We start from the raw sequence: 13,275 nt of genomic DNA on the forward strand, positions 1-13,275 counted from the left end.
ATACGGGTGGGCCCGCACATCCGGGACCTCAGTCGCGACGCCAGACCGCGACGATCCCCGCGCCGACGACCGCCAGTCCCGCTGCCCCGAGGAAGAGCCAGGAGAATCCGCCAGTGACCGCCTCCGCAGACGACGCACCCTCTGCCGACAGCGCGGCGGTGCGCAGGCCGGCGACCGTGCCGAGCACGGCCAGTCCGATCGCGCCGCCGATCTGCTGGCTGGTGTTGACGAGTCCGCCGGCGAGTCCGGCCTCTGCACCTTCGACGCCGTCGACCGCGAGCTGGGTGGTCGCCACGACCGCGCCGCCGAGTCCGACCCCGATCAGGATGGTCGGGCCGAGCAGGTGCGTGAGGAACGCGGCATCCGCCGGGGATGCGGCGAGCCAGAGGAGCCCCGCGGCCAGGACGAGCAGGGCCCCGATCAGCACCGGCCGTGTGCCGACGCGGGCGATCACGGCGGGCACACCGCCGGCGACGATCACGAGCACACCGGCGAGGGGCAGCTGCGTGAGGCCTGCGGTGAGGGCGTCGTAGCCGAGCACGGCCTGCATGTAGACCGAGAGGGCGAAGAAGAGGGCGACCATGGTGGCGCCGCCGAGCAGCATGACGATGTTGCCGAGGGCGAGATTGCGGTTGCGGAACACGCGGAGCGGGACGAGGGGCTCGGCAGCGCGACGCTCGATCGCCACGAAGGCGACGCCGAGGATCAGCGCGAGGGCGAGCAGGCCCAGCGGGAGCGGGTGCACGAAGCCGACCTGCTCGACTGCGCTGAGAGCGCCGACAAGGGCGACCAGTGATGCGGTGACCGTCACGGCGCCGGCGGCATCCAGGCGTCCGGGAGTTCGGATGCCGTCACGGGTGATGAGCAGCGGGATGGCGATGAGCACGAGCGCACCGACGGGCACGTTCACGAAGAACACCGACTGCCAGCCGAGGGTCGCCGTGAGCACTCCGCCGAGCAGCACCCCCGCGGCCGACCCGATGCCGGCGACCGCTCCCCACACTCCCAGCGCCGTGGTGCGCTCGGCGTCGTCCGGGAACAGCTGGGTCAGCAGCGCGAGGGCGGCGGGGGCGAGGAGCGCAGCCGAGACGCCCTGCAGGGCGCGGGCGGCGAGGAGCATCTCGCTCGAGACGGAGAGCCCGGCGAGGGCGGATGCCGCCACGAATCCGGCCGTTCCGATCAGGAACACCCGGCGGTGTCCGTAGCGGTCGGCGAGGCGTCCGCCGAGGAGGAGCAGTCCACCGAACGCGAGCACATAGGCGGTGATGACCCAGGCGAGGGCGGCGGTGTCCATGCCGAGCTGCCGGCCGAGGACGGGGAGGGCGATGTTCACGATCGAGGCGTCGAGCACCACGAGGAACTGCGCGAGCGCGAGGACGCTGAGGGCCAGCCACCGGCGCGTACTGCGCGGCGCGGCGAGCGCCGGGAGGGAAGTGAGGGTGGTCATGACGTGCTCCGTTTCTGGTTTCTTGTCCGTGCTGTTTCGAGGCCGGTTGGATGAGTGACTACTCACTCACTCTTGCGGGCATGAAGAAGGGCTGACGCCCCGTGGGGTGGATCAATCGGGGTGCGTGATCCCCTTGGTCAACAGGGCGACCCAGTCCCCCGGGCGTCCGTCGAGCTGCGTCATGACGATCAGATGGCAGAGCTGCCCGTAGGCGATGAAGCGCTGCACGTCGTCGTCGCTCGCCCGCGAGCGGGTCTTCGCGAACGTGGTGACGCGTTCGAGTCCCGCGCGCAGCGCCTCCCCGATCGCGGGGATCTCGGCGACCGACTGCGCGTGCACCTGCAGCATCAGCAGCTTCCGGTCGGAGATGAGGTGCCCGTAGGCGTCGCCCATCGCGTCGAGCACGCCTTCGGGCGAGGTGTCGGCGGCAGCATCCGCTCCCTCTTCGAGAGCGGAGACGATCGCGTCGAAGCAGGCCTCGAGCGCCACGACGAACAGCGCCTCCTTGCCGGAGTACAGCTTGAAGACGTAGGCCGGGGAGATCTTGGCCTCGCGGGCCACGTCGGCGACGGTCGTGCCGTGGTAGCCGCTGCGCGCGAACGCCGCCAGCGCCGCCGCGGCCACGAGGGGCCGGCGAGCGTCGGCCGTGGAGAGGATCGAACTGCGGGTCGCGGACATATGAGTGACTGTACACTCACTCTGCCGAGAGCCACAAGGGGCGGGCCAGTCAGGTCGATGCCGGGACCGGTCGAGTCCTGATCACCGAGTTCAGGGAGAAGGCCGACAGCGTCAGCGCCACGAGAGCGCCGACGAGCGCGAGTGGCGGGTTCGACACGGTGAAGACGCCGACGGACGTGGTGACGCCCTGAATGAAGAACAGCACGGCGAGGAGGATTCCGCCCCCTCGTGTGCTCGTCATCTTCCACCAGGGTCGAGGAGCGTCGGATTCTCCTGCGCCGCGGAAGGTTCGAGCCGCCACCACGACAGCTGCCACGAGGGCCAGGACTCCCCACGCGAACCCGAGGTCGAGGTTGACGGCCGCGAGCGGAATGGTCGTGAGCGTGAGCCCGATGGCGACGACGAGCACATACCCGAGCTTGGCGGACGGTTCCTTGATACGCATCATGCCCCTCCTGGTCTGCTCATCCCCAGACACCAACGTACTAACGCTCTACCTTGCGCTGCCAGAGATGGACCGAAGTCGGCGCCGAGGTCGGAGGAAGGGCTGATCGCGTGCGGCACTGAGGTCCCGGAGCGCGCCGGTCAGCGCAGCACGGAGTCCAACAGCCCGGGGAAGAGCGCGTCGAGGTCGTCGCGACGCAGCGTCAGCATCCGTCGCCGGCCGTTGGGCTCGTTGCGGATGACGCCGGCGTCGCGCAGCACCTTCATGAAGTGCGACTTTGTCGACTTCGGGAGGTTCGGGTCGGTGGCGTGGCAGGTGGCCATGTCGAGGGGGCCGTCGGCGAGCTGGCGCGTGATGGCGAGGCGCTCGGGGTCGCTGAGCGCGAAGAGCACGTCGGTGAGTTGGATCTCGGAGCGCTCCGGGTGCGGAAGATCGCCAGGCATGGTTCGAGAATAGTTGAACAATCGACGGATGGCGAGTACGCTCCGATAGTTCGATGATTCTCGAACCATAAGAGGAGTCGCCATGACCAGCACCGAGCCGATCGTCCGCCCGTCGGTCGCTGAGCGAGCGAAGCGAGACGAAGCGCCCGGGGCCGTCCCCCGTGCACGGTTCGGGTTCGTGCTCGCGATCGTGGCGCAGATCCTGATGATGGTCGGGGCGAGCGCGCCGTCGCCGTTCTACCCGGTGCTCGCGCAGGACATCGGGTTCGAGGCGATCGTGATCAGCGCCGTGTTCGCGGTCTACGCGGTGGCGCTGCTGCTGACCCTCCTCACCGCCGGGTCGCTCTCGGACCACGTCGGCCGTCGTCCGGTCGTCATCGCCGGGTTCCTGCTGCTGGCGGGGAGCATGTTCCTGTTCTGGCACGCGGATGCCGTCGCGATGCTGTTCCTCGCGCGCATCCTGCAGGGTGTCGCGAGTGGCCTGCTGATCTCGGCGCTGTCGGCGACGGTGCTCGACTTCGCGCCGGGCGGGCGCGCGGGGGTCGCGGCGCTGTGGAACGCGCTGAGCCCGGGGATCGGACTCGCGCTCGGAGCGCTCCTGTCGGCCGTGGTGCTCGACGTCAGCGGCGAGGCGCTGCTCGATGTGTTCGCGCCGTTGAGCTCGGCGTACGTCCTGCTCGCGGCGCTGTTCTTCCTCGTGCCCGAGACGGCTTCGCGCAAGCCCGGGGTGTGGGCGTCGCTGAGCTTCCGGCTGTCGATCCCGCCCGCGATTCGGGCCGACTTCTGGCGCGGGGCTCCGGCCGTGATCGCGGGGTGGGCGACCGGCGGGCTGTTCCTGTCGCTGGGTGCGAACATCGTGCGGGGTGAGCTCGGCGGCGAGGCGCACGTGTGGCAGGGGCTCGGGGTCGTGCTGCTCGCCGGCGTCGGCGCCGTGACGGCGTTCGTGCTGCGGAAGATCGCGGCGTCGTCGATGGTGCTGTTCGGCACGTCGGCGCTCGCGGTCGGCACTCTGCTGTCACTGATCGCGCTGGGGGTCGGGTCGCTGCCGTTCTACCTCGTCGCGGCCGCGGTCACCGGAATGGGCTTCGGCACCGCGTTCTCGGGAGTGGTCGCCTCACTCGCCCCACGGATCCCGGCGACGCAGCGCGCCGACACCTTCGCCGTGATCTACCTGCTGGCGTACCTGGCGTTCGGGGTGCCGGCCGTGATCGCCGGAGCGCTGGTCGGTGTGGTCGGGCTCGAGGCCGTGTGCGTCGGATACGGGGTCGTGGTGATCGCGCTGGCGGGGGTCGCGTTCGGGCTGCGAGTGCGGGCGGGGCGGTAGGTGAGATGGCGGTCAACCCGAGGTGATCGATTGGCTCCCGTCACCGGGCGTTGAGCTCCGCTTCATACTCGGCAGCGGATTCAAGAATCTCCCACTCCTCGACGAAGCTGTCCCACTCACGCAGGTACGGGCGGTCGACTGCAGAACCGTTTCGGCAGAGGACGTCGTCGTGCCAGTCATCGTTATAGGTGACCGAGATCGTGCAGGACCAAGCGTCCAGCCCTAGCTCTTCTCGAACCTGCTCATAGGACTCCTCAGCAGCCTGGTCTACCTCTGACTGGCTGGGCTCTTCCGAGCCTCCGTAGCGCTGGTCTTCGACGAGCTGTTCGTAGCCTGGCTGGGCGTCCTCCTCGAATCCCCCGAAACGTGGATTCCCATCCGCCGAGCAGCCCACCATCACCAGCGACGCCCCGAGCATCGCGAACACCGCAAACAACTTCTTCGAAATCGACATGGAACTCCCCAGCCCAGTGCGCGTACCCCTAACGCTGACAGTAGCGGGTGCCGTCCTATCGGGATAGCGTATTCGCACGATCAACCCGGGTTGATCGCTCTCCCGCTATGCGCGGGCGAGCAGTCCTTCGGCGTCGCGAACCCAGGCGACGTTCGAACTGTCGCGGAACGACATCCCGACGACGCGGCGCTTCCTCGACTTCGTCACCGGGCGGATCTCCTCGTCGAACGAGCGCAATCGTGAGGCGAACGTCCAGCCATAGGCCTGCGGACTCTCCTCGAGGTAGTAGGCACCGGGCGGCAGAATCGTGAGCCGCACCGGAGTCCGCTCCACCTCGTCGGCGCCCGTCACGCGGACGACGACGTCGTAGATCGCCTGCTCGGAGGAGTTCACGATGACGACCCCGTAGAACTCTCGTTTACTGATCCGGGTCGCCACCCATGCGAACACCTTGCTCGCCTGCGATTGCACCTCGCGCGCTGCCGCGGCGGCGTCCCGCTTCGCTTCGATGCCGAACAGACGGGCTGCATTCTTCGCGCCGAAGACGGCGGCGATGAGGGCTCCGATGGCGGTGAGTGCGGTGACGACGTCTGCGACGGATCCGAGCTGCATGCCGTCACTGTATGGACAGCTTCCGGCGACGTAACGACGACGGGCGGGCTCCCCTCAAGGGAATACCGGTGTACTCGTCCGGCCGTCGGGTGGACAGGCCACGAGGTGCTGGATGCCGCCGTCAGGGCCCCGTCATCGGGTTGGTCGAGATGTCGATGACCCCGAGCGGGAACGGACTGAAGTACGTCCACGAGCCGGAGGAGAAGTGCTCGAGCGGGGTCAGCTGGAACCACACGTGCGACACGACGAGTGCGATGGCGACGAGCAGGCCGGCTCCCTGGATCGCGCGTTCCATCGTCCGCAGGGCCGCGCGCGCGTCGACTGCCTTGGTGACGCGGCCGAGCGCGATCAGGACGATCAGTGCGATGCCGACGTAGACGAACACGCTGGGGTGGAGCGACAACGAGACGCAGAGCGGAGCCTGCTCGACCGACCGGCCGTCGGCGTCGATGAACCCGCCGTTGGCGTCGATGCCGCCCGGGCAGATGCCCTTGCTGCCGCTCATGAAGACCGAGTACACGACTCCGGCGACGACGGCCCAGATGAGCATCTTGCGGATGCCCGCGATCACCACGGCGCCGGGCAGCCCGGAGACGGCGGTGTCGGCCAGCGGGGCCGGAGGCGGTGTGAGTGACACGGAGGGCTCCTTCGAGGTCGGTCCTCTTCATCATGTCGGAGGAGTCCGCGGGAAGGAAGGGCGGAGGAGCCCCGCATCCGCAGCATCCGCTCTACGCTGGAACGTCTGCCTCATCTCGAGGCGCCTTCCCCTGGAGCATCCATGTCTGCAACGACGATCGACGATCGTGCCCGGTACCGGGCGAATCCCACGGTGCTTCAGGCGCTGAAGAATCCGCGAATGCTGACTCGCGAGGTGCTAGCCGGGCTCGTCGTGGGGCTCGCGCTGATCCCCGAGGCGATCGCGTTCTCGGTGATCGCGGGGGTCGACCCGAAGGTGGGGCTGTTCTCGTCGTTCATCATGGCGGTGTCCATCGCGTTCCTCGGCGGGCGTCCCGCGATGGTGACCGCTGCGACCGGAGCCGTGGCGCTCGTGATTGCGCCCGTCGCGCCGACATATGGGCTCGACTACTTCATCGCGACGGTCATCCTCGCCGGCATCTTCCAGGTGATCCTCGGGGTGATCGGCGTCGCGAAGCTCATGCGCTTCATCCCCCGCAGCGTCATGGTCGGGTTCGTGAACGCGCTGGCGATCTTCGTGTTCAGCTCGCAGTATCCGCAGCTGGTCGACGTGCCGTGGCTGGTGTATCCGCTGGTCGCGCTCGGGATCGTCGTGATGATCCTGATGCCGAAGATCACCAAGATCGTGCCGGCACCGCTCGTGTCGGTGGTCATCGTGACGGGCGTCGTGCTCGCATTCGGCATCACCGTGCCCACGGTCGGCGACCAGGGCGAGCTGCCGAAGAGCCTGCCGGAGCTGTTCATCCCGAACGTTCCGCTCACGTGGGAGACGTTCACGATCATCGCGCCGTTCGCGCTCGGGGTCGCGCTGGTCGGGCTAATGGAGTCGCTGCTCACCGCGAAGCTCGTCGACGAGATCACCGACACCCACTCGCGCAAGAGTCGCGAGGCGTGGGGGCAGGGCGTCTCGAACGTGCTGTCGGGGATCTTCGGCGGCATGGGCGGCTGCGCCGTGATCGGTCAGACCATGATCAACGTGAAGGCCTCGGGTGCGCGGACCCGCATCTCGACGTTCTGCGCCGGCATCTTCCTGTTCCTGCTGGTGGTCGTGTTCGGAGATTTCGTCGGGACGATCCCGATGGCAGCTCTCGTGGCCGTGATGATCATGGTCGCGATCGGGGCGTTCGACTGGCACAGCGTGCGTCCGTCGACTTTGAAGCGGATGCCGAAGAGCGAGACCTTCGTGATGGTGGCGACGGTTGTTCTTGTCTTGCTGACGCACAACCTGGCGGTCGGAGTGGTCGGCGGGGTGCTGGTCGCGTCGGTGCTGTTCGTGCGGCGGGTGGCGCACTTCGTGACAGTGACGCGCGTGCTCGGTGAGGCGGGTGACGTCGTGACGTACGTCGTGGAGGGGGAGCTGTTCTTCGCGTCAAGCAACGACCTGACGACGCTGTTCTCGTACTCCGACGATCCGGAGCGGGTTGTGGTGGATCTGTCGGGGTCGCATATCTGGGATGCGTCGACCGTTGCCGCGTTGGATGCGATCGAGACGAAGTATCAGGCGTCGGGGAAGACGGTGGAGATCGTCGGGATGAATGAGAGCAGTTCGCGGATGCGCGGGCGGTTGACGGGTGGGTTCGATTAATGATCAGACCCGCCGTGATGCGCCGGTCGCCCCAGGGAGTGACCAACACGTATCGAACAAGACATCTCGCGAGCTGCCAAGATCGCATCATGACAACGAGCGTCGATACCGCTGCCCACGTCTTCGTCATTAAGGGAGACACGCGCCGCTTCGAGTGCGACGCTTACCTTTGGTCATCTGACAAACGCCTCCGACCTGGCGGGAACTGGATCAATGCAGGGGCAGACGTCGAAGCGCGACTCGATCCGATCGTCAGAGCGGACTACCAGGCTGAGAAGCGATTCACCCTCCCAGTGAATCTTCTCGACGAGGACTCGCGCGAGCCCCGTCTCGTACTGACGGCTGTGCCGTTCGAAGGAGTAAAAAACCCGGCAGACATCATCCCGAGGGTGAGAGAGTACTTCAAAGTGGCGTCCCACGATGCGAGAAAGCGTCGCCGCGCCGGCGGAAAACGACCCAGCGATGTTCCGCTACTCGCAGTGCCTCTTTTCGGCGCCGGAGGCGGTGGTGGAGGATCCGTTCGGGGTGAGCTGTTCAAGGTGCTCCATTCTGAAAGCATTATCGCGTCGGAGCAGTACTGCGTAGATGTCGCGATTGTTCTCCGCGACGTTCGGGACTACGACCTTGCGCAGTCGATCAGGCGCGGCCATGGTCGCGCCTGGCCCTCACTGGACGACGATCATCTGGTAGCGGCTCAACGTTTAGGGAGGGAAGCGCTGGCTCAGAGGTTGGTGCCATTCATGGGTTCCGGCATTAGCGTGACGGCAGGCGCTCCGATGTGGAAGGAACTCATTGAAGAGATCGCTCGTCGAGCCGGGTTAGATCCGGAGACCGCCGCCGACCTGGCCAGGAATCATGATGTCCTCGACCAAGCCGCGTACTTGCGACACATCTTCGAACAGAAGTTCCCGACTGACCCGAAGGCATTCACGCAAAGCGTCATCGATGCCGTGGACATGCCTCGCTACGGATTGGCCCCGGCATTGCTGGCATCGATCGACAGCGAGCAAGCGGTGACTCTCAACTACGATCGTCTGTTCGAAATGGCCGCCGAGGATGGTCAGGTACCTCGACGAGTAATTCCAGGGACCGGTACAGAACCCGAACGTTGGTTACTGAAGCTACACGGCTCGGTCACGGACCCCGACTCCATTGTGCTCACGCGAGATGACTATCTGAGTTTCAACGCCGAGCGCACGGCCTTGAGTTCCCTGGTAAAGGCGACGCTCATGACGCGTCGATTGCTCTTCGTCGGCTTCGGAGTCAACGATCCGCATTTTCATGAGATCGTCCATGATGTACGACGTTCCTTGCCCGGACGTTCCGAGCCGTTCGGCACAGTACTCACGCTGACCGACAGCTCGACGACACAGCGTCTCTGGCAGGGAGATCTTGAATTCATCGTGATGCCGTCTCCTCGCATCCTCGACGTATTCTTGGATGCCCTCTTAGCCTATGCCGCTTCCACGCACTCCTATCTGTTGGCGAGCGGGTACGCGGAGGTGCTTTCGCCTGCGGATACCGCACTCCGGCAGGCTCTGTTCGAGTTCCTATCCCGGCTGCCGAGCGAGGCTACGACGAGCAGCGCCTGGTCTCTGATCGGAGAACAACTATCAAGGTTGGGTTCCCCGTCAGTAGCGTCATCTTCTACGCTTTCTCTGGAAGCACGACAACTGGCCAAGAATATTCACGTGGAGGACGTACCCGAAGCTCCAGGTCTCAACGTGTGGTTTCGGGACGGCGAATGCGTGTATATCGGGGCGTCTGGAAACCTTCGAGCACGCATCAACGAGCACCTGTCTCGCAGCCGCGATTTGAGCCGCAGCACGTTGCGCTCGTGGGTCGCCGTTGAGATCCTTGGCCTCGAACGCGCATTCACGCGACAACGCCCCAGCCCGATCACTCCAGAGCAGGCGAATTGCGTCGCTGATTGGTTGATGCAGTGCGAGGTCGGCTGGGTTACTACAGACAGACGCCCGACTGCCACGCGGCTCAAGGACAGACTGCTCAGCGAGATGCGACCGCGGTTCAATCGAGGTTGACGTCGAGGTTGAACCGCGGCCGCGTTCTACCGATTGGTCCGACCTCAGCCCAGCGCAGCCTGGATCTGTCCGGCGAGCCTCGCGACGGCCCCCTTGCTCTTACCGCCGTCCTTGCACGACGTACGCACGGCCGAGAAGCTCCCAGCCGAGCAGCGTCTTCTTGGTCTGAAAGTCGATTTGGGTGCCGTCGGGGCTCTGCCCGAGGACCTTGCTCTTGTTTTCGGCGGGTACGCGCTGCACGCCAGCCGCGCGGTGGTCGCTGCGTCAGCATTCGAATGGAAAGGCCATCAGTAAAAGCCTCGCCGAAGATAGCGATGCGGAATGCCGGGACCTCAGGCGCTGACCTCGTGCTGGTTTCGTGGGGCGGCCGTCAGCGGCTAACAGGATGGGGTGCGACCAACCGCGGGTTGCGAGCATTCCGCTCGCGCAGCCCCGCGCGGTGATCGCCAGTTTGGGATGGAGCCTGAACTGGTTGATGCCGGCTGGACCGATACGTTTGCATGGTCAAGTGAGAGGTGGTCGTGTGTCCACGTTGTACGTCCTGGGCAATGGGTTCGATTTGAACCATGAGCTGCCAACCCGGTACGACCCGGACCTGAAGAACCTGGCGATCCAGGTAGAGCGGTTCCCCGGTGAATGGGAGAGCTACAGCTTCGATGCCGACCTGTGGTCTTCCGTCGAACAGCTGCTCGCCCACCCGGACGTGGACATCATCCTCGACCACTTGGGCAACTACTCGCCGGATCTCTCGTCTGATCGTGAGAGCGACCGCGACAGCGTCATCCACGAGGCGGAGCAGCTTCTCGAGTTCCCACTAGAGGAATTCGCTGAGAAAGCGGATCAGAAGCTCGAGACGACTAAACCCGAGGCTAAGTTCGTCCGCCTGTTCCGCCCAGACGACTACTTTCTTACGTTCAACTACACCCACACGCTTGAGTGGCTGTATGGCGTTCCCTCTTCGCATATCCTGCATCTGCACGGTGAGGTCGGCGTGAGCCAGCTCATCATCGGGTACGAACCCGGTGCCTTGCAGGGAATCGCGTCACTTGACCAGTGGGATGACGAGGCGAACTACGAGCATTATCGGTCACGAGCATACGACGCGGTCAAGAGGCGCTTGGCTGAATTCGAGAAGGTGTACCAGCACGAGGCGCTGAATGACTTCGTGGATCGGATCCCTCACGCACCGGAGCGGATCGTGGTTTTCGGTCACTCGCTCGGAAGCGTCGACAGGCCCTACTTCAAGAGCCTGGCGGGGCTGTTCCCGGACGCCCAGTGGACTATCTACGCGCATAGGGAGGGCGCGTTTGAAATCATACGCGCGGCCATGGACGACTACGGGTTGGATGTCCCGTACGACATTCATGTCCTTCGATAATCCATCAGACCCGCCATGATCTCGTACCCTCAGAGGCGGAAGTGCCCGGCAACCCTTTTGGCATGCCGCGACGAGGATAGTCGCGGCCACCGGAACTCGCCCGCCCTGTGTCGTGGATCCGCGCATGTGAAGTGGGATGCTTCTCGGTAAGGCAGTCTGCGGATGCTTGGGGGGAGGCGCGGTGACGGATCACGATGATTTCTGGACGAGCAAGCAATCGGCTGCGGTGCTGAAGCACGGGGTGTTGTCGAGCTACATCTATCCGTTCGCGACTATGACAGGCAGCCACGGGCGCACAGTTTGGTTCATTGATGCGTACGCTGGGCCAGGTCGTTACGCTCACCTCGATGGGCAGGGCGAGGGGGAGCCGGGCTCGCCGCTGATTGCGATGAACGCGATGCGAGACCTCGCCCAGATGTCATTACCTCGTACGTTGAAGTGTGCCTTCATCGAGCGTGACAAAGCCCATGTAGCGTCGTTGAGGGCTGTCGCAGCGGAACGCGCCCTCCCGAGCGAGCCTCTTATCGTTCACGGCGACGCCCGCGAAGAGCTCCCCGCACTCATCGCGAATGCGGCGGCAGACCCTGTGCTGACCTTCCTAGACCCCTACGGCACAGCGCTTCCATACGAGCTCTTGACGAACATCTTGCTTAAACGCCCTGTCAACGGGATGAACGAGGTCCTGTTGAACCTGCACATCACTTCTCTTGCCCGCATTGGAGCCTTGCTCGGACGTCAGGAGGTGTTGGCGACGGCCGACGCGAAAACTCTCGAGCGTCTGGATATGTTCTTGGGACACGATGAATGGCGTAGCATCTTCGCCCAGACCTATCGACGTAACGTCGAAGGGTCTGCGACGGCCGCAGCGCTCGAGGTGGCCGCCGACTATCGCGAGCGCGTCCGTCGTGACACGGGATACGACTCGTTTCCGATCGAGATTCGCCGCGCTGAAGCGCACGTACCCCTGTTCCAGCTCACGCTCTTCTACCGAAACGGTGTCGCAGCCTACAAGTTTGCGGACGCAGCCAGTATTGGTCACGCGCGATGGCGTGAATTCAACATGCGCGCAGAAGCCCGAGCAAACGGTATCCAGTACCAGGACGCTCTCTTGGCTGAGGACTACAGTGACGAGGTGTTCCAGGCTCGCTTCGACATCAGTGAGAAAGAGCTCCTGCAGCGACTCTGTAGTGAAGTTGAAAGAAACATCACCGGCCTGCTTGGGCAGCGCGCAACTCTCGTCCTCGACCAGGATGAGGACCTAAAGGCGATCTTCGGGGACACGCTCGGAATCGCAGGCGAAAAGCACCTACGTATCGCGTGGGACCAGGCTGCTGCGGGTGGGGTGGCGAAACCTCGGGACAAGCGCGCGAAGCTCTATGGCGCGCGAATCGAGCGGGCGGTGTTCAGCGCCTAGGCAGAGGCCCTGGGTGCGGGCGTCTGCGGCATCTCACTCCAGATCAGGCCGTCGAGCTCACGGCCACCCGCCTTCGGCGTCCGGCCGCCCCATTGCTTGTGGAAGAACGGGACGTCGGCATTACCGCAGAGGTCCCGAATCTCCCGCACCCAGTCTGGATCGAGAGGCCGTGCATTCGGCCCTGATTCTCCCCCGGTAATCACCCAGTCGATGCCGTCGAGGTTCAATGAGGCAAGCGATCCGATCAAGGGCTCGCAGGACAGGAAGCGCACGGCTGCAGGAACTTGTCGCAGGTGGTCCACGCGCGATAGATGATCCTCGTTCTCAACGCTCACGCCCAACCAAAGGTTGCTCGGCCAGTCCAGCTTGTCCGCGATCCGCGGCAACCGGGAAGCTCGCTTGGTGAGCACCTGATAGGTGTGCTGAGGTGTGTCCGCGATAACATCAAACACTCGTCGAACAAAGTCCAACGGAACCTTCGCGTGGAACAAGTCGCTCATAGAGTTTACGAACACAACCCGCCGGCCGCTCCACGTGTACGGCTGCACAAGCGCCGATTCGTGGACGGTAAGCGCGAAACCTGGGCCCGAAGTTCGGGGATCGCCATCGTTCTGATACTTCGCTGACCCCATCGCCTTCAGGCGCTTCGCCAAAGTCAACGCGTAGCAGTTGTCGCAGCCAGGGGACACTCGATCGCAACCGGTCGTCGGATTCCAGGTCACCTCGGTCCACTCGATGCCCGTCTTCTTCACCATCC

At 64.8% G+C, this 13,275-nt stretch carries 13 protein-coding genes; 5 read left to right on the forward strand and 8 right to left on the reverse strand.

Annotated features, from left to right (window positions below):
* Positions 1-28 precede the first annotated feature (28 nt).
* The 4 genes from GZ67_RS0110555 to GZ67_RS0110570 form a co-directional block, all read right to left on the reverse strand.
* Positions 29-1,447, reverse strand: coding sequence for an MFS transporter (locus tag GZ67_RS0110555; RefSeq protein WP_029264001.1), 1,419 nt, complete (start codon positions 1,445-1,447; stop codon positions 29-31).
* A 111-nt stretch (positions 1,448-1,558) separates the two neighbouring features.
* Positions 1,559-2,125 (reverse strand): TetR/AcrR family transcriptional regulator, encoded by a 567-nt coding sequence (locus GZ67_RS0110560; protein ID WP_029264000.1) that lies wholly within the window; start codon positions 2,123-2,125, stop codon positions 1,559-1,561.
* 49 nt (positions 2,126-2,174) lie between these two features.
* Entirely contained in the window at positions 2,175-2,573 is a 399-nt protein-coding gene (locus GZ67_RS0110565; protein ID WP_029263999.1) for a hypothetical protein, read from the reverse strand.
* Positions 2,574-2,710: 137 nt separating this feature from the next.
* Positions 2,711-3,013, reverse strand: coding sequence for an ArsR/SmtB family transcription factor (locus tag GZ67_RS0110570; RefSeq protein WP_029263998.1), 303 nt, complete (start codon positions 3,011-3,013; stop codon positions 2,711-2,713).
* An 82-nt stretch (positions 3,014-3,095) separates the two neighbouring features.
* Here GZ67_RS0110570 and GZ67_RS0110575 point away from each other — a divergent pair, with 82 nt between their 5' ends.
* Positions 3,096-4,337: an MFS transporter gene (locus GZ67_RS0110575; protein ID WP_029263997.1), complete on the forward strand. Its 1,242-nt coding sequence runs from the start codon at positions 3,096-3,098 to the stop codon at positions 4,335-4,337.
* 40 nt (positions 4,338-4,377) lie between these two features.
* On the opposite strand, the gene GZ67_RS0110580 is transcribed toward GZ67_RS0110575, so the two are convergent.
* The 3 genes from GZ67_RS0110580 to GZ67_RS0110590 form a co-directional block, all read right to left on the reverse strand.
* A complete protein-coding gene (locus GZ67_RS0110580) occupies positions 4,378-4,791 on the reverse strand; it encodes a hypothetical protein (protein ID WP_029263996.1) in 414 nt (137 codons plus the stop codon).
* A gap of 105 nt (positions 4,792-4,896) precedes the next feature.
* A complete protein-coding gene (locus GZ67_RS0110585) occupies positions 4,897-5,403 on the reverse strand; it encodes a hypothetical protein (RefSeq protein ID WP_029263995.1) in 507 nt (168 codons plus the stop codon).
* A 121-nt stretch (positions 5,404-5,524) separates the two neighbouring features.
* A complete protein-coding gene (locus GZ67_RS0110590; protein ID WP_029263994.1) occupies positions 5,525-6,040 on the reverse strand; it encodes a hypothetical protein in 516 nt (171 codons plus the stop codon).
* A 141-nt stretch (positions 6,041-6,181) separates the two neighbouring features.
* Here GZ67_RS0110590 and GZ67_RS0110595 point away from each other — a divergent pair, with 141 nt between their 5' ends.
* The 4 genes from GZ67_RS0110595 to tcmP all read left to right on the forward strand — a co-directional run bounded on the left by GZ67_RS0110595 (position 6,182) and on the right by tcmP (position 12,518).
* A complete protein-coding gene (locus tag GZ67_RS0110595; RefSeq protein WP_029263993.1) occupies positions 6,182-7,684 on the forward strand; it encodes a SulP family inorganic anion transporter in 1,503 nt (500 codons plus the stop codon).
* Positions 7,685-7,773: 89 nt separating this feature from the next.
* Positions 7,774-9,726, forward strand: coding sequence for an SIR2 family protein (locus tag GZ67_RS0110600; RefSeq protein WP_168380853.1), 1,953 nt, complete (start codon positions 7,774-7,776; stop codon positions 9,724-9,726).
* Between the two features lie 523 nt (positions 9,727-10,249).
* A complete protein-coding gene (locus GZ67_RS20160) occupies positions 10,250-11,104 on the forward strand; it encodes a bacteriophage abortive infection AbiH family protein (RefSeq protein WP_029263991.1) in 855 nt (284 codons plus the stop codon).
* A 181-nt stretch (positions 11,105-11,285) separates the two neighbouring features.
* Positions 11,286-12,518 carry a three-Cys-motif partner protein TcmP gene (gene tcmP, locus GZ67_RS0110615; RefSeq protein WP_029263990.1) on the forward strand — a complete coding sequence of 411 codons (1,233 nt, stop codon included), beginning with the start codon at positions 11,286-11,288 and terminating at the stop codon, positions 12,516-12,518.
* Here the strand turns inward: tcmP and GZ67_RS0110620 are convergent.
* Complete coding sequence (locus GZ67_RS0110620) at positions 12,515-13,273, reverse strand: DUF5131 family protein (protein ID WP_029263989.1); 759 nt, start codon at positions 13,271-13,273, stop codon at positions 12,515-12,517. The genes tcmP and GZ67_RS0110620 overlap by 4 nt on opposite strands.
* Positions 13,274-13,275: the final 2 nt, after the last annotated feature.

The organism is Microbacterium sp. Cr-K20 (genome assembly GCF_000708325.1).
Lineage (GTDB): Bacteria > Actinomycetota > Actinomycetes > Actinomycetales > Microbacteriaceae > Microbacterium.

Coding starts and splice junctions, on each gene's coding strand:
- GZ67_RS0110555 (WP_029264001.1), bottom strand. CDS start 1,447: ATGACCACCCTCACTTCCCTCCCGGCGCTCGCCGCGCCGCGCAGTACG.
- GZ67_RS0110560 (WP_029264000.1), bottom strand. CDS start 2,125: ATGTCCGCGACCCGCAGTTCGATCCTCTCCACGGCCGACGCTCGCCGG.
- GZ67_RS0110565 (WP_029263999.1), bottom strand. CDS start 2,573: ATGATGCGTATCAAGGAACCGTCCGCCAAGCTCGGGTATGTGCTCGTC.
- GZ67_RS0110570 (WP_029263998.1), bottom strand. CDS start 3,013: ATGCCTGGCGATCTTCCGCACCCGGAGCGCTCCGAGATCCAACTCACC.
- GZ67_RS0110575 (WP_029263997.1), top strand. CDS start 3,096: ATGACCAGCACCGAGCCGATCGTCCGCCCGTCGGTCGCTGAGCGAGCG.
- GZ67_RS0110580 (WP_029263996.1), bottom strand. CDS start 4,791: ATGTCGATTTCGAAGAAGTTGTTTGCGGTGTTCGCGATGCTCGGGGCG.
- GZ67_RS0110585 (WP_029263995.1), bottom strand. CDS start 5,403: ATGCAGCTCGGATCCGTCGCAGACGTCGTCACCGCACTCACCGCCATC.
- GZ67_RS0110595 (WP_029263993.1), top strand. CDS start 6,182: ATGTCTGCAACGACGATCGACGATCGTGCCCGGTACCGGGCGAATCCC.
- GZ67_RS0110600 (WP_168380853.1), top strand. CDS start 7,774: ATGACAACGAGCGTCGATACCGCTGCCCACGTCTTCGTCATTAAGGGA.
- GZ67_RS0110620 (WP_029263989.1), bottom strand. CDS start 13,273: ATGGTGAAGAAGACGGGCATCGAGTGGACCGAGGTGACCTGGAATCCG.